We start from the raw sequence: 25,202 nt of genomic DNA, 5'->3' as shown, positions 1-25,202 counted from the left end.
CTATATTATATACCTATTTGCGAATGGTTTGCAAACACTACTTTTAATTTTCTATAGGATATGAGTTTTCAAGTGTCCATGAATTAAATGAATCCTTTTTGAAATAGCCTTTAATAGCAGTGCTAGCATGTGGTTCTGATTTATTTAGTCCATAAGCCTCAATTACGGCAGTATCATTGTCTGAGAATACTAGGGTTATGGTTTTAACTAGTAAAAGTCCATTAGCTTCATTACCAGAGGTTAAATAGTAATCTACAGCGTATTCTAAATCCCTACAACGGGTCTGTATATATATTTTGCGAATAATATAGCCAGATGTTAATAAAAGAAATATTATTGAGATAATAGTTACTAATCTTTTATTTCTTCTCTTTTTTCTTCTTAATATTAATTTCTTATTTATAGTAGGTATATCATTTCTCATAAAGCACCTCCAGAGAATTATCTAAAGAAATATTACCATATTTTTACATAAAAATAAAAGAGAAGTATTAATGTTTTATGGTACTATTGCCTAAATTCACTAATAAACTCTATAATATAGGTAAATACTAATAATATATAGACAGGAAAGGATGAAGGAATATGGATTTTTCAAGCTTAGTTTTAATGGAGAAAGATAAGGAAACTGGATATATAACAAAAGAATTAGGAAGTTTTGAAGTTAATGAAGGGGCGTTATATGTAACGAAATTATTTGTATTAGATAATAAAGTTAATTTATATTTTGATACAAATAAAGATGTAGAAGAATGGGAATACTCTGCAATATATGATTTATTTAATAAAGATATATTTATAGAAAATGGCTTTGAAGTAGAAGAAGAGTTAGATGAATACAACCCAACTTTCATAATAAAGTTCCAGTACAATGATGAATATTTAGAAATGAAACAAACATTAGAGAAGTGTGTAGCATTAATAGAAAAAGAAATGATAAAAGTTTTTGATGCTATAAAAGGAAAGGAAGAAGAATATAAATAGGTCGAAGGGAGGCAGCTGTTAGGCGCAAGTATGAGTGATAGTAAGACTTTAAAAAAGAGAGAAGAAATAAGTGAGGAATATAGGTGGAAATTAGATAAGATATATCAAAATGAAGAAATTTGGGAAAAGGATTTTCAGATTTTAAAGGATGAGAGCCCAAAACTTAAGGAGTTTGCTGGTAAGTTAAATGATAAGGAAGAGATACTAAAATATATAGATACTAGCGAAAAGATATCTAGATTGGCAGAAAAACTTTATGTATATGCCCACATGAAATCAGATGAGGATACAGGGAATCAAAAGCATCAAGGCTTTATGAATAAAATTGATGCTTTTATGGCAGAGTTTGCAAGTTACAATGCTTTCTTTGTTCCTGAAATTTTATCATTACCAGATGGTTTTGTTGAAGGATTAATAAAAGAAGATGATAGGTTTAAAGCTTATGAATTTATGCTTAAAGATATCTTAAAAGAGAAGCCACATATACTAACAAAGGATATGGAAGAATTATTAGCACTAGCATCAGATTGTTTAGACGCTCCATCAAGTATTCACAGTATGCTTACAAATGCTGATATGACCTTTGGAAAAATAAAAGATGAGGATGGAGATATTGTTGAGTTAACAGAAGTGAATTATTCATCTTTTATAAAGAGTAAGAATAGAGAAGTTAGAAAAGAAGCATTTAAGCAATTATTTGGAGAATACAAAAAGTTTGAAAATACCCTAGCAACAACATTAACAAGTTCAGTAAAGAACTTTAATTTTAGTGCTAAGGTTAGAAAGTATGATTCCCCACTTAAAGCATCACTAGCACCGAATGACATTCCAGTTTCAGTATATGAAAAAGCGATAAAAACAGTAAATGATAATATTGGATCTCTTCACAGATATGTGAGTATCAAGAAAAAACTTCTTGGATTAGATGAGATGCATATGTATGATTTATATGTACCTGTAATAGAAGTAGAAAAAGAGAATATACCCTTTAATGAAGGTGTTAAACTTGCAAATGAAGGATTAAAACCTTTAGGAGAAGAGTATTTAAATATATTTAATGAAGGTATAAATAGTGGTTGGATAGATATATACCAAAATAAGGGAAAAAGAGGCGGAGCATATTCATGGGGAGGATATGATACTATGCCATATGTTCTACTAAACTACAATTATGAACTTAATGATATATCAACTCTTGTCCATGAGATGGGTCATTCAATACATTCATATTACTCTAGGAAGTATCAACCGTACTATTATGCAGGATATACATTGTTCTGTGCAGAGGTAGCTTCTACAACTAATGAGGCTCTTTTGATTCATTATCAAATAGAAAAAGAAACAGATCAAAAGAAGAAGTTATTCTTAATAAATCAGGAGCTTGAGCAAATAAGAACAACAGTATTTAGGCAATTAATGTTTGCGGAATTCGAGATATTTACTCATGATTCATTAAATGAAGGCAAGGCTCTTACTGCTGCGGATTATAATGAAAAGTGGGGGGAATTAAATAAGAAATATTTTGGTGAAGATATGATTGTAGATGAGGAGATTAATATAGAGTGGTCTAGAATACCTCATTTCTATTCTGATTTTTACGTATATCAATATGCTACTGGATATGCAGCTGCTTCGGCATTTGCTAAATCTATCTTAGAAGGAAAAGAAGGAGCAGTTGATAAATATATTGGATTCTTGAAAATGGGTGGAAGTAAATATCCAATAGATATTTTAAAGGAAGCTGGGGTTGATATGACAACATCAGCTCCATTAGAGGCGACAATTAACAGATTTAATGAATTATTAGATATGTTAGAAGTATTAGATTAAATAAAAAATAAAGCTAGCTTTTTTACCAGCTAGCTTTATTTTTTTGCATTGTGTACTGTTTAGGACTTATGTATTAAAGACCTAAGAATCCATCTAACTAAGTTTAGATGTTATGTCAAAAATGTTATTTGCATCAGTAGGATACTCTATATTAGTATATAAAATGTCACTATCGTCAATAGTAGAATCTAATTTGTTTATTATAATATGCTTTAAAGTTTGAATTAAATTTAATACATTTAATGAGTCTTCAAGTGTATGAATTAGATAAAAAGTATCTTTATTTAAAAATAGGATTTTATCTGTTTTATCTATTATATTAATTATATCACTTTGTAGACTTTTGTTTTTAAAGTTAATATTGCTATTAATATTCTTAACATAAATTTTAGTTAAAGTAAATGTTAGTTTATTTTCAATGTACTCTTCCATGCACTTATATAAATCTGAGTAGCTATTTAGCTTTAATGGGTGATGATATATGGTCTTAAAGTTTTGTTCCATTAGTAATCCTAAGCAGGATTGAGCTTCTACAAGAAGTTTTACAGATCCATTATTGTAGTTGTGATATTTAGGATGAATAAGGGTAAATCCTAAAGATTTTGCATTTATGGTTAATGGAACAATAATAAATAAAGATTCTTCCATATTTAGTTCTTTTATAAATGAGAAATATGAACTTAGTTCAGAACCTATTAAAGTTATAGGTGATCCTGATTCAATAAGGGTCATAAAGTTAGATAACTTATCAGTGCATAGTGATAAATCTCTTAAGTTAATATTTTCTTCATATTTATGACTTACAGGTAAAATACTTTTATGATTATCAAAGAAAAAATATAGTCCTAATATAGTAGATGGTAAAATATTATTCATAGCCTCTATATAAGCATAGATTTTTTGATTTATATTAACGCTGGTATGTAAAGAAGTCTTAACAGCTTGTTGAATAATAGACATACATTCTTTTTCCTGTTCTTCTTTGTAGCTTTTTATAAATAAAAAGGCAACAACTGTATTTAATATTAAAAGTATAATAATAGATATATATCCTATTAATGTGTAAAGTGTAAGAGCTAAATATGTTAAGGTAGTAGTATACACAAAGTTAATAAATATAATATTTAAATTATCAAGTATTTTTAATTGTTTTAATTTTTTTGCTTGAATTAAAAAATCTAAAGAACTTAGAATATAGTAAAATAAGTGATAAAATAAGTTTAAAAGAATTACTTGGACCAATAGTAGAGGTACATCATCTATAAAATTCGTAAAGACCATCACTGAACCCTTTGTAAGAAATAGACTTATTATAATGATGAAACCTTCTAATATTATAGAATTAGTTTGAAGATTAATTTGGTACCCTCCATAAAAAGATATAAATATACTATAAAATAATAGACTTAATACTATTACTAAAATGGTTGTTTTCAAATTGAAAATAAATAATGAAGATATTAGTATAAAGTCATAAAATAATATTATTCTAGGAAAGAATTTATCTTTATATATAACAATAATAAGTAATAGTAGTATTAAAATACCTATAAATAGTATATCTATAAATGTAAAGTTAATAGGTTTTTCTAATAACAGAGAGGTGAAAATCACAAGTACTGCTGCAATTAGAAGTGTGTTGTTATATAATTTGTTAAATTTACTGTCTATCATGTGGACCTCCATAAATAGATATATTAAATATTATATATATAAACTTTAGGAGAATAAAGTGAAAAGGAGATAAAAATGAATAATTTTGTTCAGAACTTTTTTGGGTATATTACAAGTAGTGAAGGATTTTATATGGATCAGTATATGAGTAAATACAGGGGAGAAGGGGTTTGGATTGCACAAAAAAAATTTACTCAGGGGATTTTTGCAGTTATTATTACAGATGGAAAGCATGAAGAAGTTGATTCTGTTGAAGCGTTAGACTATTTAAATGGAAAAAATGAACCATTTACTTTACATAAAATTGTTTTATCAGGAGATAATTATATACATGGTTTAAATGATGCAATTCCAAAGGTTGTTTTTAATATAGAAAAGAATAAGTCAATATATTGCGATAGTGGATGTGAGGCTTTAGCTAGAATAGCTATTAAAGTACAGGAGAAAGAAGAGAAGAATTTTAGAATACCAGTAAAAGAAAGTAGATTAACAATTCTTTTAATAAGCATTAATATAGTCATATATATTATAAGTGCTTTTTTATCAAAAAATATTATGGATATTGATGGGAGCGTTTTACTTTTCATGGGAGGGAAGTATGGGCCCTTAATAGAAAGGGGAGAAGTGTGGAGACTTATAACATGCAACTTCTTACATGGTGGATTAATACATATAGCCTTTAATATGTATGCATTATATTCAATAGGAACACAAATAGAAATTTTATATGGAAAAGTTAAGTATTTAGTAATATATTTTATGGCAGGATTAGGATCAAGTTTGCTTAGTTATTACTTATCACCATTCACATTATCTATTGGAGCATCAGGGGCGATCTTTGGATTATTAGGAGCATTACTTGTATATGCTATTAAGGAAAGAGGGAGATTAAAGAAGGGCGTATTAAGCAATTTGTTGGTTGTTATAGGAATGAATTTGTTTATAGGATTAAGCCTTCCTAATATTGATAATTATGGCCATGTTGGCGGGTTAATAGTTGGAATGATCATTTCTGTCATAATAATAGTGATTCCTAAAAAGGTAAAATAGTTACACTAAGTAATTAGATTTTGGTATAATACTTTAAAAGTATTATTAATTAGGAGAGATAAAATGAAGAAAAAACTTAAATATGATGTTGCTATTACATATTTCTTTTACATCCTACTTGCTGCAACATTAATCTGGGATTTAACTTCAAGGGGTGGAGAAAAGGCTTGGAGAATAGGATTAATATATCTAACCACTTTTGTTACAAGATTATTATTTACCAAGACTTTCTTAAGAAGGTCTAAAGCAGCATATGTTGTAACATTGGCATTTATATTTATTTCTATGTACTTAGCAAATGTTTTGAATTTTTATGGAATACCATACTATGATAAGTTCTTACACTTGACTTCGGGTATATTATTAGCATTTTTTGGTTTGATAATATACATATATTTAAGTGGGAACAAAGAAAATAAATCAATGAGAAAGATAACAATAGTAATATTTCCATTTATATTTGCAATTGCCTCCGCAGGAATATGGGAGGTTTGGGAATTTGCTACTGATCAAATCTTTGGACTTACAGCTCAGATGAACGACCTTCACGATACTATGTGGGATATTATTTGCGGAACAATAGGTGGAGGATTTTCATGTATATTTATGTATCTTCACTGTAAGGGAAATAATATTAAGTTCATAAGAGCAATAATAGATGAAATGGAAGATAAGGAATAATTAAATTTTAATAAGGATTAGGATAGTAAATGGATGTTTTACTATCCTAATTTTTATTATATATAAGCAAAAAAAGAAGATATTAAAGATATTAGTATATAAAATCTAGGGGCAAAGCTTTACATATTAAAGATATTTAACAAATTGTTAAATAAAATAAAGAAATAGTATGAATATTATTAAAAGTAACTGCAATTATTATTTTTTTGTAGTAATGGAAAAAAAATTATTGTATTATAAAGGTAAATTAAAATTATTAAGGGGATGAAAAAATGAACAGTAAGCAATATGTAGAAAGTGTGTTAGAGAAAGTTAAGAGCAGAAATCAAGGAGAAGCAGAGTTTCAAGATGCTGTTACAGAGGTATTAAATTCGTTAGTACCTGTATTTGATAAGCATCCTGAGTTCATGAAAGCTGGTCTATTAGAAAGAATAGTAGAGCCAGAAAGACAAATATTATTTAGAGTACCATGGGTAGATGATGCAGGAAATGTACATGTTAATAGGGGATTTAGAATTCAATTTAATAGTGCAATTGGGCCTTACAAAGGTGGGTTAAGATTCCATCCAACAGTTAATGCAAGTATTGTTAAATTCTTAGGATTTGAACAAATCTTTAAAAATTCATTAACTGGACTTCCAATTGGTGGTGGAAAAGGTGGTTCTGACTTTGATCCTAAAGGTAAGTCAGATAATGAAGTTATGAGATTTTGCCAAAGCTTTATGGCTGAGTTAAATAGACATATAGGTTTAGATACAGATGTTCCTGCAGGAGATATTGGTGTTGGCGGTAGAGAAATAGGTTATATGTATGGATATTACAAGAAACTTAGAGGGGCTAATGACCAAGGGGTTCTAACAGGAAAAGGATTAACTTATGGTGGAAGTTTAACTAGAACAGAAGCAACTGGATATGGGTTAGTATACTTTACAGAAGAAATGTTAAAAGATAATGGTACTAGCTTTGATGGTAAAACAGTAGTAATTTCAGGATCAGGTAATGTTGCTATTTATGCAACACAAAAAGCTACTCAATTAGGTGCTAAAGTTGTTGCATTAAGTGATTCAAATGGATATATCTATGATGAAAATGGAATCAACCTAGATGTAGTTAAGGAAATTAAAGAAGTTAAGAGAGGTAGAATTAAGGAATACTTAGATAAGGTTCCAAATGCTAAGTATGTAGAAGGATGTAGAAATATTTGGGAGGTTAAATGTGATATCGCCCTTCCATGTGCTACACAAGGAGAAATAAATAAAGAATCAGCTGAAATTTTAGTTAAAAATGGTGTTATAGCTGTTTCAGAGGGTGCAAATATGCCTTCAACTTTAGAAGCAATAGAAGTATTACAAAGCAATGGTATAATGTTTGGACCAGCAAAAGCTGCTAATGCAGGTGGAGTTGCTTGTTCAGCACTTGAAATGTCACAAAACAGCATGAGACTATCATGGACTTTTGAAGAAGTAGATGAGAAGTTACAAAATATAATGGTGAGTATTTACAAGAATGCAAGTGATGCAGCTAAAGAGTTTGGAGCAGAAAAAAATATACTTGTCGGAGCAAATATTGCAGGCTTTATGAAGGTTGCAAATGCTATGATGGCTCAAGGTATTGTATAATAGTATAAACTAATAACCAGAAGGGGCTGTCGCATTAGCGGGTTTTAAATCCGTTAGCGACAGTCTCTTTATTTTTATTAGTAGAAGTTTTAGTGGATCTAATAATGTAAGGTTTTGAAATTATTTATTTTTTTCATTTTAAATAAGAGATGAATTGTAAATTCATGAAGCTTTAGAACAAACTATTAAATTTCCATATATTATTATTTATATGATAATAATATATTGGGTAAATTAATAATAAGAAGATAAGGTAGATATAAATATTTGATGAAAATTGTAAAGGGATTAACTAAGAGAGATATAAAGCTTAATCTAAAATTAAGATTTAAGCACTTGATTTTTTAAGACATTTGCACTATATTAATAAGGATGTATTATGACATAAATAGGCTAACAATAATAAGTGGGAAAGATTCTTACTTAACATTAGGAGTGAATAAAATGGGAGAAATTATATATAATATAACAACAGTATTTCAAATATTTGTATTTGCAATAATGTGCTACTACCTAATATTGGGTATGTTCGGATTATTTAGAAAAAAAGAAAAAAAAGATTATACTCCTAAAAATAAGTTTGCAATGATAGTAGCTGCACATAATGAAGAGGTAGTTATTAGTAAACTTGTTGAGAGTATACAGCAACAGGATTACCCTAAGGAATTATTTGATATTTTTGTAATTGCGGATAATTGTGATGATAAAACAGCAGAATTTGCAAGGAAATCTGGTGCCAAGGTCTTTGAAAGATTTAATAAAGATCAAAGAGGAAAAGGTTATGCACTGGAATGGATGTTTGATAAGTTATATAAGATGGAAGAGAAGTATGATGCAGTTTGTATTTTTGATGCTGATAATTTAGTTCATAAAGACTTCTTAAAAGAAATTAATTCTAAAATGAAAGAAGGATATAAAGTTGTACAAGGCTATATAGATAGTAAAAATCCAGATGATTCATGGATTGCAACTTCTTATTCAATAGCATTCTGGTCACAAAATAGAATGTTCCAACTTGCTAGGAATAATGTTGGGTTTTCTAATCAAATAGGTGGAACTGGATTTGCTATAGATTTTGATACTTTAAAGGAATTAGGTTGGGGAGCAACTTGTTTAACTGAGGATTTAGAGTTTACTTGTAAAATTGTATTAAATGGTGGAAAAATTGGATGGGCACATGATGCTAAGATATACGATGAAAAGCCATTAAAATTGAAGGCATCATGGATACAAAGAAGAAGGTGGATGCAAGGATTTACAGATGTTGCTTCAAGGTATTTCTTTAAACTTGCTAAAAAGGCCATTAAGGAAAGAAAATGGTATATATTCGATTGCGCATTATATGTATTACAGCCATTTGCAACATTACTATTAGGTGTATCAGCAGTACTAACAATGATTCATGCTAATAGCCCGGATGGTGCTAATATATTTATAGTAAGTAACTTGTTTGGAGATGCAGGATTTAAAGCCATAGCAATATTACAATTTGTAATAACACCACTGGTACTTATACTAGATAAGAAAATATCTAAAGGATTATTTGCGATGCTTGTGCTTTTCTCATCGAATATTTTCTTGCTACCTATTTTACTAAAGGGTGTTACTGATGGAACAATAATAGCAGCAACTAATTTTGGATTTTATGCAATATTCCTAGTAGCAACATTTATTTTCCTAGGAAAGAAATCTCTTATATATTTTGTTAGATATTTATTATATGCTTTCTATACACTTACTTGGATACCAATTACTATCCAAGGAATTTTAAGAAAGAACAATAAAGAGTGGAATCCTACAAAACATGTTAGAAATGTAGAGATATGTGATGTATAGACAATTATGATTTTAAGGCGAAGCTGTTAAGTATACTTAGCAGGCTTCGCCTTAATTTATATATGTATCCTTTGACATAAGTAAGAAAAAAAAGTATATTTTTAATGTAGATAAAACAAATGTTTTATATTAAGTATTGAAAATAATATCTTCGAGAAAGTACATATAGAATATGGAGGGCAAAGATGGCTAGAGAAATTAATTCCACATATGATGTAACAGATTTAACATCCCTAGAAAAATTAGAACCTGTTAGAGTGAGACCAGGTATGTATATTGGTTCTACTGGTAGCAAGGGATTACATCACTGTGTTTGGGAAATATTGGATAATGCAATAGATGAAATATCAAATGGATATGGTGATACTGCGAAGGTAATTTTAAATAAAGATAAAAGTGTAACTGTTATGGATAACGGAAGAGGTATACCTACTGGAATGCATCCTATAAAGAAGAAGACTGGTGTAGAGATGGTATTTACTGAGTTACATACCGGTGGTAAGTTTGATAATAAGAATTATAAAACTTCTGGTGGGTTACACGGAGTTGGTGCTGCGGTGGTAAATGCACTTTCAAAGTGGCTTGAAGTAGAAGTACATCAAGGTGGGAATATTTATCGTCAGAGATTCGAGTATGCATATGATAAAGAAGTTAAGAAAGATATGCCAGGAACAGCAGTTACTAAACTAGAAATGGTGGGAAAAACTAAAGAAAATGGTTCTAAAATAACATTTATGCCAGATAAGGATATATTTACAACTGTTGATTTTAAATTTGATGTTATAGATGAGAGACTTCAAGAATTAGCATTCCAAAATAAAGGGATAAGGTTAGAATTCATAGATAATAGAAAAGATGAGGAAGTAAAAAAAGAATACTACTCAGAAAGAGGACTTTTAGATTTTATTGAATATTTAAATGAAAGTAAGACACCACTTCATCAAATACCTATATTATTTGAGGGAGATAGAAGTGTGAATAATATACAGATGTATGGAGAAGTTTGTATGCAATTTACAGACTCTACTACGGATAATATTGCAAGTTATGTAAATAATATACCGACAACAGAAGCAGGAACTCATGAAACAGGATTTAAGACTGGTATGACTAGGGCTTTTAAAGAAGGCGCAAGAAAGTTAGGGTTAGTTAAAGAAAAGGACAAAGAATTTGAGGGCGACGATCTTAGAGAAGGTATGACCGCCATAGTAAGAATTAAGATTACTAATCCTGTTTTTGAAGGACAAACTAAGACAAAACTTGGTAATAATGAAGCTTATACAATGATGAATGATTTAGCTTATACAAAGCTTGGTGAATGGATTGAGGATAATAAGGAGCTTGCAAGTAACATAATAAATAATGCCCTTCAAGCAGCTCAAAGAAGAGAAAAAATAAAAAAGATTAATGAGGCCGAAAAGAAAAAGATAGGCAAAGGTACAGCACCTCTTGCAGGTAAGGTAGCAGTATGTACTTTAAAAGATAATACCGTTAATGAATTCATTGTTGTTGAGGGTGATTCAGCAGGAGGATCAGCGAAACAGGCTAGGGATAGGAGATTCCAAACTATTATGCCTTCAAAAGGAAAAATAATGAATACAGAAAAACAGAAACTTGAAAATGTATTAGCCTCAGAGGAACTTAAATTATTTAATGCTGCTATAGGCACAGGTACTTTAGATAATTATAAGGAAGAGAATCTTAAGTACGATAAGATTATAATAATGAGTGATGCCGATGTGGATGGATATCATATTAGAACACTTTGGATGACATATATATATAGGTATATGAGGCCTTTAATAGCTAATGGACATCTTTATTTAGCACAACCACCGTTGTATAAGGTATATAAGAATACAAAGAATGGGGAAGTGTCCAAATATGCCTTTACTGATGATGAATTAGAAAGAGTTAAGAAAGAAATAGGTAAGGGAGCTCTTATTCAGAGATATAAGGGACTTGGAGAGATGAATCCAGATCAATTATGGGAGACTACCTTAAATCCAGAAACAAGAACATTATTCCAAGTTAAGATAGAGGATGCTGCTAAGGCAGAGAGAATGATATCTCTACTTATGGGAGATGTTGTTGAGCCAAGAAGAAAATACATGTACAAATATGCAGAGTTTTAAGGGAGGAGGAGCGAGATATGGCAAAGAAATCAAATAATATACCTAAGGATAACAATATTATTCCAATAGTTCTTGAAGAGGCTATGCCAGAAAATTATCTACCATATGCCGTTGAAGTTGCAAAAGAAAGAGCTCTTCCAGATGTTAGAGATGGATTAAAACCAGTACACAGAAGAATTCTTTATGGGGCATATTTACTTAAAGCATTTCCAGATAAACCATATTATAAATCAGCGAGAATAGTAGGAGATATACTTGGTAAGTTTCATCCTCATGGAGATACATCAGTTTACGATGCAATAACAATACTTGCACAGGATTTTTCAACAAGAGAGCCCTTAATAGATGGACATGGGAACTGGGGATCTATAGATGGAGATAGTGCAGCTGCTATGAGATATACAGAAGCTAGACTTACACCAATAGCTATGGAAATGATTAAGGATATAGATAAAGATACAGTAGAAATGGTTCCAAATTATTCCGATAGTGAATTAGAGCCAAAGGTATTACCTAGTAGATATCCTAACCTTTTGGTAAATGGTACATTTGGTATTGCTGTAGGATTAGCAACCAATATACCACCACATAATCTTGGAGAAGTAACAGAAGGGGTACTTGCCTGTATAGACAATCCTGAAATAACTACTAAGGAATTAATGCAATATATTAAGGGACCAGATCTTCCAACAGGAGGAATACTTATAGGGAAGAATTCCTTACTTTCTGCCTATGAGACAGGGGAAGGTAAAGTTAGTTATAGAGCAAAAGCTAATATAGAAAGACTTGAGAATGGACGAGTGGGGATAGTAATTACAGAATTCCCTTATAGAAGAAATAAAGCAAAGCTTCTTCAAACAATATCTGAAATGACTGGTGATAAGAGGCATGCAAAAGCTCTTGAATCTATAACTGATATAAGGGATGAATCAGATAGAAGTGGTATCCGTGCTGTAATTGAATTAAAGAAGGCTGTTGATGAAAGTGTTGCAGATAAAGTACTTAAATATCTATATAAGAAAACTGACCTACAATGTAATATAAGCTTCAATATGGTTGCCTTAGCCAATGGTAAACCAGAAACAATGGGGTTAAAAACAATAATAACTCATTATGTTAATCATCAAAAGGATATAGTAATAAGACGAACTAGAAGGGAATTAGAAATGGCTGAAAAAAGATTCCATATAGTTGAAGGTTTTATTAAGGCAATAAATGTTTTAGATGAAGTTATAGCAACAATTAGAGAGTCTAAATCTAAAAAGGATGCAGGAACTAACTTAATGAATAAGTTTGGATTTACGGAACCACAGTCAACTGCAATCCTTGAATTAATGTTATACAGATTAACTGGGTTAGAAATCAACGTATTCCAAAAGGAATATAAGGAATTAGAAAGATTAATTAAAAAACTTAGAAAGATTCTATCAGAAGAGAAGGAATTATTAAAGGTTATAAAAGAGGAATTAAAAGAGGTAACTGATAAATATAAGAATCCTAGAAGAACTAAAATCGTAGAGGATGATAGTGAAGCGAAAATAGATATAGAAGAATTAATAATAATTGAAGATGTGATGATTACACTTTCAAAGGATGGATTCATAAAGAGAATTCCACAAAAGAATTATATTAGGTCTAACTCTAATGCTGAGGATATCGAGTATAGAGAAGGAGATGAACTTAAATATCTTATAAAATCTAATACTAGAGATAATTTACTTTTATTTACAGATAAAGGGAATATGTATCAATTAAGAGGAATGAATATTCCAGAAGGAAAGTGGAAAGAAAAAGGTGAGAGGGTAGATAAATTAATAAAGTCCTTAAACCTTGATGATGAATCAATTGTAGGCGTGTTATCAGTGGATGTATTACATCCAAGTAAATATATACAGTTTATAACTAATAAGGGAAGTATAAAGAAAAGTTCTTTAGATAAGTTTGTAACAAATTATTCAAAGATTCAAGCTATAAAGCTAAGAGATGGAGAATTTGTTGTAAAGGTAGATATAATTGAAGATGAAAAGCAATTCTTAAAAGTAAAAACAAAGCATGGATTGAACTTTACTCTTGAGCTACCAGCACTAGAAGATTTACCGAGAAATATTTTAGGAACTCAATTATTCAATATTTCATCTACAGATGAAGTTATAAATGTTGAATATACTGAAAGTATGGAATACGTTGAATATTCAGTCGGAGTTACAGGTAGAGGAACTTTAAAGGCTTTCGCAAGAGCTAATAAGAAAGATAATTTAAAGGTTAATACAGATTCAAAAAGTGAATTGCTAATGTTCACAAATAGAGGCAATATAATAAAGATTGCATCATTCTTAATACAAGAAGCTATAAAAGAAGAGATATCTATAGAAAGTCTAGTTGATGGATTAGGAAAGAAGGAAAAAGTTATTGCATTATTCTCAATTAAGGAGTTTAATGATAAACTTGCTGTTTATACCTTCACTAAGAGAGGATTTATAAAGAAAACCTTACTTAAAGAATTTGAAGGTGATTATTTAATGCAACAAGCATACAAATTTAAAAGCGATGAAGATGAGGTAATAGCTATAGATATTTCAAGTCAGAGTATAGGACATTTAGTAATGATTACGAAAAAAGCAATGGCAATTAAATTCCCTGTAACAAATGTTAATACAATGGGGAAAGTAGCTTCTGGAGTAACAGGTATAAGCCTTAAGGATGAGGATGAAGTTATTTATGGTAAGGCTTTTATAACCATGAGTCAAGATGATAGTGGAGAAATAGCAGTAACATCTGCCAATGAGTATAAATTCCAATTAATATCAAAGAATAAAGAAGTGTGTGATGTGGGATTGGTTGATGTTAAGTTACAAAATAGAGCAGGAAGAGGAAGTAATGCAATGTTAGTATCCCTTGATGATGAAATAAAAACAGTTAATTTACTATAAAGAGCTGAGGAGATGATTTTATGAAGAAGGTAGCAGTATTATTAGCAGAAGGCTTTGAAGAAATAGAAGCATTAACAGTAGTTGATATAGTCAGAAGAGTTGGAATAACTTGTGATATGGTCAGCATAGGCAATATTGATGTTACAGGAGCTCATGAAATAGTAGTTAAAGCTGATAAGTGCATAGGCGATGATTTAAAAGAATATGATTTATTAGTACTACCAGGTGGTATGCCTGGTGCTAGAAATCTCCAAAATCATCAGGAACTTATAGAGTTTATTAAATACTTTAATGAAAACAACAAACTTATTGCAGCTATATGCGCAGCACCAATAGTTTTAGCAAAGGCTGATATCATAAAAGGTAAAGATATCACTTCATACCCAGGCTTCGATAAGGAGCTTAAAGGATGTAATTATAAAGAAGAAAATGTTGTGGTGGATGGCAATATTATTACAAGTAGAGGGCCTGCCACTGCAATGGAATTTTCATATAAGCTATTAGAATTACTAGGTAATAAGAATTATATTGAATTGAAAGAAGGTATGATGTACAATTCTTTAATTAAATAAATAATATAGGAGGAGAAGCTTTGATGGAGAGATGGATGGTAATCAATAAAAAGGATGAATTTGAAAGATTAAGTAGTCAATTAGAATTAAATCCATTGATAGTAAGATTACTGGCTAATAGGGGAATATCAACCAAAGAAGAAGCTTCTCTTTTTCTTAAGGGAACTATAGATAATTTATATGATGCTAATCTTATGAAAGATATGAAGAAAGGTGTAGCAATTATAAAGGATGCTATAGAATCAGGAAAAAGAATAGTTATATATGGAGACTACGATTGTGATGGGGTCTGTAGTACAACTATCATGTATAAAACCCTAAAGAAATTAGGAGCAAACTTTAAATACTATATCCCTAATAGAGAAGATGAAGGATATGGAATGAATAGTAATAGGATAAGGAAATTAGCAGATGAAGGAACAAAGATAATATTGACTTGTGACAATGGAATCTCTGCCATTGAGCAGGTAAAGGTTGCAAAAGAATTAGGTTTAGAAGTTATTATTACTGATCATCACGATATTCCTTATATAGAAGAGGGAAATAGAAGAATAAATGTAGTTCCTGATGCCGACTGCGTAATAAATCCAAAACAAAAGGATTGTAAGTATCCTTTTAAGGAATTATGTGGTGCTGGAGTTGCATTGAAGTTTTGTTATGCTTTAGTAGAGTCTATGGGAAGAGATACTGAAGATTTTAAAGAGTTATTTCAATTTGCTGCAATAGCAACTATTTGTGATGTAGTAGAACTCTTGGGTGAAAATAGAATAATAGTAAAAGAGGGACTAAAGCTAATTAATAATACAAATAGTAAAGGATTGAGAGAACTAATTAAAGCAACTGGCCTAGGTGATAAAGAAATAAGTGAATATCATTTTGGATTTGTTATTGGACCATGTATAAATGCAACAGGTAGATTAGAGACAGCAGATTTATCTGTAAAACTATTAATAACTGAAGATGATGATAGAGCAACAGAACTTGCTAATAAACTTTTTGAGTTAAATAAGATTAGACAAGAACTAACGGCAGAAAGTGTAGAAAGAGTAATAGAGAAGTTTAAAGCTGAATTTAATCCAAATGAAAGGGTTATACTTATTTATGATAAAGATATACATGAGAGTATAGCAGGAATAGTTGCAGGGAGGGTAAAAGAGACATTTAATATTCCAACAATAGTTATGACTAAAGGGAAGGATATGCCAAAGGGTTCTGCAAGAAGTATTGAAGGATATAACATGTTTGAAGAATTAAATAAGTGCAAGGAATATATAGAGAAGTTTGGTGGCCATCCAATGGCAGCTGGTCTATCTGTAAAGGAGGAAAATTTACCTCTTTTAAAGAAAGCACTTATAGAAAAATGTCCCTTATCTAGTGAAGATATAGTACCGATAGTTAGAATTGATTCACCAGTATCATTAAATTATATAAACGAAGAATTAGTTTCTGAAATAGAAGCTCTTAGACCTTTTGGTAAAGGGAATAGTAGTCCGCTACTTGCTGTAAAGAATTTAGAGGTGACCAGAATGTTCTTTATGGGGAAAGAAAAGAATTTTATGAAGTTTAGATTTAAATTTGATGGGAATGCTGGATATATTGAAGGAATAAATTTTGATAAGTGTGAGAATTTTAAAGAAGAGTTTTCTAGTTTGTATGGCGAAGAAAGATTACTTAAACTGTTAGATGATGGTTATGGTGGTTTTAAAATGGATGTTATATACTATCCAACTATAAATGAGTTTAAAGGTAAGAGAAGTGTTCAATTAAATATAAAGAATTTTAGATTAGTAAAGTAGAAAGGATAGCTTAGGGCTATCCTCTCAATTTTAAGAATGGATTACTTTAGTCCATTTTCGTATTGTTCAACCATTCTTTTAACCATTTCTCCACCAACGCTACCGCATTGTTTTGAAGATAGGTCACCATTATATTCAGTAAATGGTACATTAAGAGAGTTAGCAACTTCATTTTTGAATTTTGCTAATCCTTGTTTTGCTTCAGGTACTAATTGTGCCATTGTATTTCACCTCCTTTTATATTTGTAATAATAGCTTGTGCAATTTTGTAGATTTTATTGTATAAAATTAAAGGGAAAAGTGGAAAAGCTATGTAGGTTAAAAGTAAATATGAATAGTAAGGAGTTGATATTTTGAGTAAGTATAAAATTATTATGACTGGTGGAGGAACTGCTGGGCATGTTACACCTAATTTAGCTCTTATTCCAAGATTAGAAAAAGAGGGATTTGAGGTAAAATATATAGGGAGCAAAGATGGAATTGAAAAAGAAATAATCAAAAAAAGTAATATTCCTTATTATGAAATTTCATCAGGTAAATTAAGAAGATATTTTGATTTAAAGAACTTTTCGGATCCATTTAAGGTAATGAAGGGTGTTCTTGAGGCTAGAAGAATATTGACAAAGGAAAAGCCAGATGTAATTTTTTCAAAAGGGGGCTTTGTTGCAGTACCTGTTGTAATTGCAGCATCTATGAAAAAGATACCTGTAGTTGCCCATGAGTCAGACATAACTCCGGGGTTAGCAAATAAATTATCTGCACCTTTTTGTGATAAGTTATGCGTAACATTTAGGGAAAGTTTAAATTATATAAAAGGTGGCAAGGGAGTATTAACAGGGAGCCCAATAAGAGAAGAAATATTCAAAGGCTCAAGACTTAATGGACTGAAGATTTGCGGTTTTAAAGATGAAAAAGAGGTATTATTCATCATGGGAGGCAGTTTGGGGTCAAAAGTGATAAATGATGTGATCAGGGAAAATTTAGAAGAGTTATTAAGCAAGTTTAATATAGTCCATATTTGTGGTAAAGAGAATATAGATAATAATTTATTGAGTAAAAAAGGATATAAGCAATTTGAATATGTAAGTGAAGAGTTACCAGACTTAATGATGGCAGCTGATTATATTATATCTAGGGCAGGAGCTAATTCTATATTTGAATTTTTAGCTCTTAGAAAACCAACATTGCTTATACCATTATCAAAAAAGGCAAGTAGAGGTGATCAAATACTGAATGCAAATTCCTTTAATAAAGAGGGATATGCCTTAGTAATGGAGGAAGAGAAAATAGATAAGGAAAGCTTTATGAAGAAGGTTAATGAGTTGAGAAGTAGTAAAGAAGTACTTATTAAAAATATGAATTCTGGAAAAGATAGGGTGGGAAATGATGCGGTAATAGAAACTATATTATCTGCAATAAAGTAATAAATTGTCATTGACAGAAAGTTTGTATTATTGCCAATTTCTTTATGAGTTACAATTACCCTTGCAAAAAAAAATTAGTGTTATATAATTAAGAGGGTAGATTTATTTTGATAAGGAAGGTAGTGTTAATAAATTAACAAGGATTAATAACAATTATATTTATAAAAAATATACATATAATTCCTTAATAATTCATAGCCTTTTATGTTGAATAAATTTTATCCTTATTAAATTAAGTTTCTTATTTAATTTTATATAAAAGAAAGAGGGGTCTACGCGATGAGAAAAATGAAAACTATGGATGGAAATGCGGCAGCAGCTCATATTTCATATGCATTTACTGAAGTTGCAGCAATATTTCCTATAACACCATCATCACCAATGGCTGAACATGTTGATGAATGGTCAGCTCAAGGAAGAAAGAATATATTTGGACAAACTGTTAAGGTTGTAGAAATGCAATCAGAAGCAGGGGCTGCTGGTGCAGTTCATGGATCATTACAAGCAGGTGCATTAACAACTACATTCACTGCATCTCAAGGTTTACTATTAATGATTCCAAATATGTACAAGATTGCTGGGGAAATGCTACCAGGAGTATTCCATGTATCAGCAAGAGCATTAGCAACTTCAGCTCTTAATATCTTTGGAGATCACCAAGATGTTATGGCAGCAAGACAAACAGGTTTTGCTATGCTTGCAGAAGGATCAGTACAAGAAGTAATGGATTTAGCAGCAGTTGCTCACTTAACTGCAATTAAATCAAGAATTCCTTTCTGTAATTTCTTCGATGGTTTCAGAACTTCTCACGAAATTCAAAAGATAGAAGTTCTTGAATATGATGAATTATCAAAGTTAGTTGATTGGGATTCAGTTGAAGCTTTCAGAGCAAGAGCATTAAATCCAAATCATCCAGTAACAAGAGGTACTGCACAAAATGCTGATATATACTTCCAAGGAAGAGAAGCAGTTAATAAGTATTATGATGCTATTCCAGATATTGTTGAAGGATATATGGCTGAAATAACTAAGTTAACTGGTAGAGAATATCACTGTTTCGATTACTATGGAGCACCTGATGCTGATAGAATTATAGTAGCTATGGGTTCTGTAACAGATGTATGTGAAGAAACAATAGATTACTTAAATGCAAATGGACAAAAAGTTGGTTTAGTTAAGGTTAGATTATTTAGACCATTCTCAGTAGAAAAATTATTAAAAGTAATTCCAGCATCAGTTAAAAAGATTGCTGTATTAGATAGAACTAAGGAACCAGGATCAGCTGGAGAACCATTATACTTAGATATTAAGAATGCATTCTATGGTAAAGAAAATGCACCTTTAATAGTTGGTGGTAGATTCGGTTTAGGTTCTAAGGATCCAAATCCAGGTCATATAGCTGCAGTTTATGAAAACTTAGCTAAGGAAGAGCCAAAGAATGGATTTACAATTGGTATTATTGATGATGTTACTAACACTTCATTAGAAGTTCATGAAGATATCGATGCTACTCCAGCTGGAACAACAGCTTGTAAGTTCTGGGGATTAGGATCAGATGGTACTGTTGGTGCTAATAAGAGTGCTATCAAGATTATCGGAGATCATACAGACATGTACGCTCAAGGATACTTCTTCTATGATTCTAAGAAATCAGGTGGTATCACAGTTTCTCACTTAAGATTTGGTAAGCAAGCAATTAAATCACCTTACTTAATAAATAAGGCAGATTTCGTATCTTGTTCAAATCAATCTTATGTTCATAAGTACAATGTACTTGATGGATTAAAGCCAGGTTCAACTTTCTTATTAAATACTATCTGGAGTCCAGAAGAATTAGAAGAAAAGTTACCAGCTTCATATAAGAGATTTATTGCAGAGAACGATGTTAAGTTCTACACTATCAATGCTGTAGGAATAGCTCAATCAATAGGTCTTGGTGGAAGAATCAACATGATAATGCAATCTGCTTTCTTCAAGTTAGCAAACATTATACCAGTTGAAGATGCTATTAAGTACTTAAAAGATGCTGTTGTAACTTCATACGGTAAGAAGGGTCAAAAAGTTGTTGATATGAATAATGCTGCTATAGATAAGGGTGTTGAATCAATCATTAAGATTGAAGTTCCAGCTTCATGGAAAGATGCTCAAGATGAAGTAGTTGAAAATAATCATAAACAAACTGACTTTGTTAAGAATATTGTTATTCCAATGAATAGACAAGAGGGAGATGCTCTTCCAGTATCAACATTCCTAGGAATGGAAGATGGTACATTCGAAGCAGGAACTGCTGCACATGAAAAGAGAGGTATAGCTGTAAATGTTCCAGAATGGATAGAAGATAAATGTATACAATGTAACCAATGTGCATATGTTTGTCCACATGCTGCTATAAGACCATTCTTATTATCAGAAGACGAAAAGGCAAATGCTCCAGAATCAATGAAGCTTGTTGCTGCTAAGGCATTAAAGTCAGAAGAACCATTAAACTTTACAATTGGAGTTACTCCATTAGATTGTACTGGTTGTGGAAACTGTGTACAAGTATGTCCGGCACCAGGAAAAGCCCTTGTTATGAAGCCACAAGGAACTCAAGAAGATCAAATAGAAGCTTGGGATTATGCAGTTGAAAAGGTATCAGCTAAGAAGAACCCAATGAATAAGAATACAGTTAAGGGTAGCCAATTCGAGCAACCATTACTTGAGTACTCAGGAGCTTGTGCAGGTTGTGGAGAAACTCCATATGCTAAGTTAATAACTCAATTATTTGGTGATAGAATGATGATAGCTAACGCTACTGGATGTTCATCAATTTGGGGTGGATCAGCACCTTCAACTCCATACACAACTAATCATAATGGACATGGTCCAGCATGGGCTAACTCATTATTTGAGGATAATGCAGAGTTCGGATTAGGTATGCACTTAGGAGTTACAGCTATAAGAGAAAGAGTAGCTCAAAAGTTAAATACATTATTAGAATCAGGTGTTTCTGAAGAAGTTAAAGCTGTTGTTGAAGATTGGTTAGAGAATAAAGACAATGGTGAAGGAACAAGAGATAGAGCAGAAAGATTAGAAGCTGCTTTAAATACAGTAAACAATGATTTAGCTAAGGAAATCTTAGAAGAAAAAGACTACTTCGTTAAGAGATCTCAATGGATCTTCGGAGGAGACGGTTGGGCTTATGATATCGGATATGGTGGAGTTGACCATGTACTAGCATCAGGTGAAGATATAAATATATTTGTATTTGATACTGAAATCTACTCAAATACAGGAGGACAATCTTCAAAGGCTACTCCAGCTGCAGCAATCGCTAAGTTTGCAGCATCAGGAAAGAGCACTAAGAAGAAAGACCTTGGTATGATGGCTATGAGCTATGGTTATGTATATGTTGCACAAGTTAATATGGGTGCAGATAAGAACCAAACTCTTAAAGCTATAGCTGAAGCTGAAGCTTATAAAGGACCATCATTAATAATAGCTTATGCTCCATGTATAAGCCATGGTATCAAGATTGGTATGGGTAACAGCATGGAAGAAGCTAAGAGAGCTACTGCATGTGGATACTGGTCAATGTATAGATACAACCCACAATTAAAGGGTCAAAAGAATCCATTCTCACTAGATTCTAAGGAACCAACTGCAGACTTTAAGGAATTCTTAATGGGTGAAGTAAGATACTCTTCATTAGCTAAGGCATTCCCAGAAGCAGCAGATGCATTATTTGAAAAAACTTATAATGATGCAATGGAAAGATTGAACGGATATAAGAGACTAGCTTCTCAAGAATAATATATTTGAAGAGGCGAGCAGAAATGCTCGTCTCTTTTTGTATAATAGGAAGAAAAATTAAATTTAATATAGAAATAGCTTTTATTTTTAGCTAATTAAGGTTACAATTAAGACAACTACTTTTTTTATTTAAAGGAGGAAGATGAAATGGATAAAGAGTTAAATAAATGTGGATGTGGACACGATCACGAAGGTTGCGGACATGATCATGATCATGAAGGATGTGGATGTGGAGAACATGAAAGTTTTGTAATAGATTTAGAAGATGAGAACGGAAATGTTGTTTCTTGTCCTATTATAGATGCTTTTGAATATGAAGGAACAGAATATGTATTAGCACAAAATCAAGAAGATGAATCAGTATACATGTTTAGAGCTGAAGGTGAAGAATTAGTTGTTCCTGAAGAAGCAGAATTTGAAAAGGTTGCTGCTTACTATAATGATGAATTAGTAGAAAAGTAAAACTAAGAGTGGTATTAACCACTCTTTTTTTATGAAAAGTTTGGAATAAAATGAAAGTAATACATTTACAATGTCAGATATAAATGCTATATTTTTTATATAAAGTGAGGAAGGTGTAGAGGATGAAGTATGCAGATTTACATATTCACTCTTCCTACTCTGATGGGTATTTTACACCAGAAGAAATAATCCAATTGGCCAAAGAACAGGGAATTAAATATATATCAATAACAGATCATGATACAGTAGCCTCTCAATATATTATAAAAGCTGAATATGAAGGAATACATATAATACCTGGTATAGAGTTTAGTACTGAGTATAAAGATATGGAACTACATATATTAGGTTATTTTATTGATCTTAATAATAATAGGCTCAATGAAACAGTAAATAGTTTAAGAGAATCAAGGGTAGAGAGAACAAGAGAAATTCTTAAGCGATTAGAAGAAAGTAATATATATATAGATATTAATGAAATTGCAATTAATGGTGAATTATCTATTGGAAGAGGAAATATTGCAAATGCCATGGTTAGTAAAGGGTATGCTGAAAACTTTAGGGAAGCATTTACTAATTATTTAATGCAAGGAAAGTCGGCATATGTAAAAGGTGAGAAGCTGAGTTTTAAAACGGTATTAGAAATCATTACTGAAAGTGGTGGTCTTCCGGTATTAGCACATCCAGGTAAGATATATAGAAGTTTAGAGCTAGAGAATATTGTTAGAGAATTAAAATGTTATGGTCTTAAGGGATTAGAGGTATATCACCCAAGTCATAGTAAAGCACAAATAAATGTTTTCTATAACTTGAGTAGAAAATATAAATTATTAATTACAGGGGGCAGTGACTTCCATGGCTCAAGGGATTCTGAGCCAATTTTGGCAAATCAAGGTATTAATGAATTATTATTAGATAAAATAATAAACTTTAAACAGAAGTCATAATGAAGGAGAGAAAGAAATGGAATATTCAAAGAAGGCGCAAAATATCAATCCATCAATTACTTTAGCAATAACAGCAAAGGCTAAAGAATTGAGAGCAGCAGGAGTTGATGTTGTAAGTTTTGGGGCAGGAGAGCCTGATTTTAATACACCAAAGCATATTATTGATGCAGCTGTTAGGGCAATGGAAGAAGGTAAAACAAAATATACACCTACATCAGGGATAATAGAACTTAGAGAGGCTATATGTAAAAAGTTTGAGAGAGATAATGGATTAAAGTATAATACAAATCAAATTCTTGTTTCTACAGGTGCAAAGCAATGTTTAGCTAATGTATTTATGGCAATTTTAAACCCAGGAGATGAAGTTATAGTTCCAGTTCCATATTGGGTTAGTTATCCTGAATTAATAAAATTAGCAGATGGAGTGCCTGTATATGTTGATGCTAAGGAGGAAAATAAGTATAAATATACTGTAGAAGCATTAGAAGCTGTGGTATCAAATAAAACTAAAGCAATAATTTTAAATAGTCCTAATAATCCAACAGGAACTGTTTATAATAGGGAAGAATTAAATGAAATAGCAGAATTTGCCAAGGAACATGATATATTAATCATATCAGATGAAATATATGAAAAATTAATATATGATGGTGAGGAACATGTAAGTATAGCCTCTATTTCAGAGGATAGTTATAATAGAACTATAGTGATAAATGGATTATCAAAGTCATATGCAATGACAGGTTGGAGAGTTGGTTTTGTGGGAGCTAAGGAGGAAATTATTAAACTTATGATAGCTGTACAAAGCCATGTAACATCAAATATTAACTCAATAACTCAATATGCAGCGGTAGAAGCTTTGAATGGACCAGAAGAAGAATTGAAAAAGATGGTAGTTCAATTTGAGAAAAGAAGAAACTACATGATAGATAGAATAAAAGAAATAAATGGAATAGAAGCCATAGAGCCAACAGGTGCTTTCTATGTAATGGTAAATATAAGAAGTTATATAAATAAATTAGTTAATGGAAAGATAATAAAAGATTCTGTTGATTTTGCTAGTGCAATACTAGATGAAGAAAAAGTAGCTGTTATTCCTGGGGCGGCATTTGGGCTAGATGATTATATAAGACTTTCATATGCAACTTCACAAGAAATTATAGCTGAAGGGTTAGACAGAATAGAAAGATTCTTGAAGAAAATCAAGTAGTAGGTACAGGAAATAATTAGACTTAAGAGAAACGCTGTTCCAAATAGTGTTTCTCTTTTTTACTCTATAGAAATTAGTAATCCTTATAGATATGTGGATAAATTTTGTAAATATATATGTTATTAAAGTTATTGAGGTAGAGTGAAAAGGAATCTGCGGGCCTAAAAGATTTTTCTCAGGCAAGCTTCGGAAATGGAGATGCGCAAAAAAAATCGACGACTCGGTAAGCTCGTCTTGAGGATTTTTTTATTTGTAGATAA

18 protein-coding genes are annotated in these 25,202 nt (G+C 31.1%); 15 read left to right on the top strand and 3 right to left on the bottom strand.

Annotated features, from left to right (window positions below; translation table 11 throughout):
• Positions 1 to 43: 43 nt before the first annotated feature.
• Positions 44 to 424, bottom strand: coding sequence for a hypothetical protein (locus tag ACSYT2_RS11700; RefSeq protein WP_430855387.1), 381 nt, complete (start codon positions 422 to 424; stop codon positions 44 to 46).
• Between the two features lie 161 nt (positions 425 to 585).
• On the opposite strand from ACSYT2_RS11700, the gene ACSYT2_RS11695 reads away from it, so the two are divergent.
• Positions 586 to 984 carry a DUF6762 family protein gene (locus ACSYT2_RS11695; protein ID WP_430855386.1) on the top strand — a complete coding sequence of 133 codons (399 nt, stop codon included), beginning with the start codon at positions 586 to 588 and terminating at the stop codon, positions 982 to 984.
• Positions 985 to 1,014: 30 nt separating this feature from the next.
• Positions 1,015 to 2,814, top strand: coding sequence for an oligoendopeptidase F (gene pepF, locus ACSYT2_RS11690; protein WP_438384820.1), 1,800 nt, complete (start codon positions 1,015 to 1,017; stop codon positions 2,812 to 2,814).
• A gap of 93 nt (positions 2,815 to 2,907) precedes the next feature.
• Here the strand turns inward: pepF and ACSYT2_RS11685 are convergent, their stop codons facing one another.
• A complete protein-coding gene (locus tag ACSYT2_RS11685) occupies positions 2,908 to 4,488 on the bottom strand; it encodes a hypothetical protein (RefSeq protein WP_430855384.1) in 1,581 nt (526 codons plus the stop codon).
• A gap of 75 nt (positions 4,489 to 4,563) precedes the next feature.
• Here ACSYT2_RS11685 and ACSYT2_RS11680 point away from each other — a divergent pair, with 75 nt between their 5' ends.
• From ACSYT2_RS11680 to recJ, 8 genes are all read left to right on the top strand, one after another.
• Positions 4,564 to 5,538, top strand: coding sequence for a rhomboid family intramembrane serine protease (locus ACSYT2_RS11680; protein ID WP_430855383.1), 975 nt, complete (start codon positions 4,564 to 4,566; stop codon positions 5,536 to 5,538).
• Between the two features lie 63 nt (positions 5,539 to 5,601).
• Entirely contained in the window at positions 5,602 to 6,219 is a 618-nt protein-coding gene (locus ACSYT2_RS11675; protein WP_430855382.1) for a DUF2238 domain-containing protein, read from the top strand.
• Between the two features lie 272 nt (positions 6,220 to 6,491).
• On the top strand, positions 6,492 to 7,838 hold the full coding sequence (gene gdhA, locus ACSYT2_RS11670; RefSeq protein WP_430855381.1) for an NADP-specific glutamate dehydrogenase: 1,347 nt from the start codon (positions 6,492 to 6,494) through the stop codon (positions 7,836 to 7,838).
• Between the two features lie 444 nt (positions 7,839 to 8,282).
• On the top strand, positions 8,283 to 9,674 hold the full coding sequence (locus tag ACSYT2_RS11665; protein ID WP_430855380.1) for a glycosyltransferase family 2 protein: 1,392 nt from the start codon (positions 8,283 to 8,285) through the stop codon (positions 9,672 to 9,674).
• Positions 9,675 to 9,859: 185 nt separating this feature from the next.
• Positions 9,860 to 11,809, top strand: a complete 1,950-nt coding sequence (locus ACSYT2_RS11660) for a DNA gyrase/topoisomerase IV subunit B (protein ID WP_430855379.1) — start codon at positions 9,860 to 9,862, stop codon at positions 11,807 to 11,809.
• A gap of 17 nt (positions 11,810 to 11,826) precedes the next feature.
• A complete protein-coding gene (locus ACSYT2_RS11655; RefSeq protein ID WP_430855378.1) occupies positions 11,827 to 14,739 on the top strand; it encodes a DNA topoisomerase IV subunit A in 2,913 nt (970 codons plus the stop codon).
• A gap of 20 nt (positions 14,740 to 14,759) precedes the next feature.
• Complete coding sequence (locus ACSYT2_RS11650; protein WP_430855377.1) at positions 14,760 to 15,311, top strand: DJ-1 family glyoxalase III; 552 nt, start codon at positions 14,760 to 14,762, stop codon at positions 15,309 to 15,311.
• A gap of 20 nt (positions 15,312 to 15,331) precedes the next feature.
• Positions 15,332 to 17,107, top strand: coding sequence for a single-stranded-DNA-specific exonuclease RecJ (gene recJ, locus ACSYT2_RS11645; RefSeq protein WP_430855376.1), 1,776 nt, complete (start codon positions 15,332 to 15,334; stop codon positions 17,105 to 17,107).
• Between the two features lie 41 nt (positions 17,108 to 17,148).
• Here the strand turns inward: recJ and ACSYT2_RS11640 are convergent, their stop codons facing one another.
• A complete protein-coding gene (locus ACSYT2_RS11640) occupies positions 17,149 to 17,328 on the bottom strand; it encodes an alpha/beta-type small acid-soluble spore protein (protein ID WP_430855375.1) in 180 nt (59 codons plus the stop codon).
• Between the two features lie 132 nt (positions 17,329 to 17,460).
• Between ACSYT2_RS11640 and murG the strand changes: the two genes are divergently transcribed.
• The 5 genes from murG to ACSYT2_RS11615 all read left to right on the top strand — a co-directional run bounded on the left by murG (position 17,461) and on the right by ACSYT2_RS11615 (position 24,942).
• Positions 17,461 to 18,531 carry an undecaprenyldiphospho-muramoylpentapeptide beta-N-acetylglucosaminyltransferase gene (gene murG, locus ACSYT2_RS11635; RefSeq protein ID WP_430855374.1) on the top strand — a complete coding sequence of 357 codons (1,071 nt, stop codon included), beginning with the start codon at positions 17,461 to 17,463 and terminating at the stop codon, positions 18,529 to 18,531.
• Between the two features lie 279 nt (positions 18,532 to 18,810).
• On the top strand, positions 18,811 to 22,323 hold the full coding sequence (gene nifJ / locus ACSYT2_RS11630; RefSeq protein WP_430855373.1) for a pyruvate:ferredoxin (flavodoxin) oxidoreductase: 3,513 nt from the start codon (positions 18,811 to 18,813) through the stop codon (positions 22,321 to 22,323).
• Positions 22,324 to 22,470: 147 nt separating this feature from the next.
• Positions 22,471 to 22,785 (top strand): DUF1292 domain-containing protein, encoded by a 315-nt coding sequence (locus ACSYT2_RS11625; protein ID WP_438384819.1) that lies wholly within the window; start codon positions 22,471 to 22,473, stop codon positions 22,783 to 22,785.
• 122 nt (positions 22,786 to 22,907) lie between these two features.
• The gene (locus tag ACSYT2_RS11620) at positions 22,908 to 23,732 is read left to right on the top strand and encodes a PHP domain-containing protein (protein WP_430855371.1); all 825 of its coding nucleotides are present in this window, start codon (positions 22,908 to 22,910) and stop codon (positions 23,730 to 23,732) included.
• 16 nt (positions 23,733 to 23,748) lie between these two features.
• A complete protein-coding gene (locus ACSYT2_RS11615) occupies positions 23,749 to 24,942 on the top strand; it encodes a pyridoxal phosphate-dependent aminotransferase (RefSeq protein ID WP_430855369.1) in 1,194 nt (397 codons plus the stop codon).
• Positions 24,943 to 25,202 lie beyond the last annotated feature (260 nt).

It is taken from the genome of Clostridium zhoujianii (assembly GCF_051590805.1).
Classification (GTDB): domain Bacteria; phylum Bacillota; class Clostridia; order Clostridiales; family Clostridiaceae; genus Clostridium.
This window is presented reverse-complemented; position numbering and strand designations above follow the sequence as displayed.

What these genes read in the sequence shown, in the direction of transcription:
- ACSYT2_RS11675 (WP_430855382.1), top strand. Translation starts at nt 5,602, where the DNA reads ATGAAGAAAAAACTTAAATATGATGTTGCTATTACATATTTCTTTTAC.
- ACSYT2_RS11640 (WP_430855375.1), bottom strand. Translation starts at nt 17,328, where the DNA reads ATGGCACAATTAGTACCTGAAGCAAAACAAGGATTAGCAAAATTCAAA.
- ACSYT2_RS11615 (WP_430855369.1), top strand. Translation starts at nt 23,749, where the DNA reads ATGGAATATTCAAAGAAGGCGCAAAATATCAATCCATCAATTACTTTA.
- ACSYT2_RS11665 (WP_430855380.1), top strand. Translation starts at nt 8,283, where the DNA reads ATGGGAGAAATTATATATAATATAACAACAGTATTTCAAATATTTGTA.
- pepF (WP_438384820.1), top strand. Translation starts at nt 1,015, where the DNA reads ATGAGTGATAGTAAGACTTTAAAAAAGAGAGAAGAAATAAGTGAGGAA.
- ACSYT2_RS11655 (WP_430855378.1), top strand. Translation starts at nt 11,827, where the DNA reads ATGGCAAAGAAATCAAATAATATACCTAAGGATAACAATATTATTCCA.
- ACSYT2_RS11685 (WP_430855384.1), bottom strand. Translation starts at nt 4,488, where the DNA reads ATGATAGACAGTAAATTTAACAAATTATATAACAACACACTTCTAATT.
- ACSYT2_RS11660 (WP_430855379.1), top strand. Translation starts at nt 9,860, where the DNA reads ATGGCTAGAGAAATTAATTCCACATATGATGTAACAGATTTAACATCC.
- ACSYT2_RS11695 (WP_430855386.1), top strand. Translation starts at nt 586, where the DNA reads ATGGATTTTTCAAGCTTAGTTTTAATGGAGAAAGATAAGGAAACTGGA.
- gdhA (WP_430855381.1), top strand. Translation starts at nt 6,492, where the DNA reads ATGAACAGTAAGCAATATGTAGAAAGTGTGTTAGAGAAAGTTAAGAGC.
- nifJ (WP_430855373.1), top strand. Translation starts at nt 18,811, where the DNA reads ATGAGAAAAATGAAAACTATGGATGGAAATGCGGCAGCAGCTCATATT.
- ACSYT2_RS11620 (WP_430855371.1), top strand. Translation starts at nt 22,908, where the DNA reads ATGAAGTATGCAGATTTACATATTCACTCTTCCTACTCTGATGGGTAT.
- ACSYT2_RS11625 (WP_438384819.1), top strand. Translation starts at nt 22,471, where the DNA reads ATGGATAAAGAGTTAAATAAATGTGGATGTGGACACGATCACGAAGGT.
- ACSYT2_RS11700 (WP_430855387.1), bottom strand. Translation starts at nt 424, where the DNA reads ATGAGAAATGATATACCTACTATAAATAAGAAATTAATATTAAGAAGA.
- ACSYT2_RS11680 (WP_430855383.1), top strand. Translation starts at nt 4,564, where the DNA reads ATGAATAATTTTGTTCAGAACTTTTTTGGGTATATTACAAGTAGTGAA.
- ACSYT2_RS11650 (WP_430855377.1), top strand. Translation starts at nt 14,760, where the DNA reads ATGAAGAAGGTAGCAGTATTATTAGCAGAAGGCTTTGAAGAAATAGAA.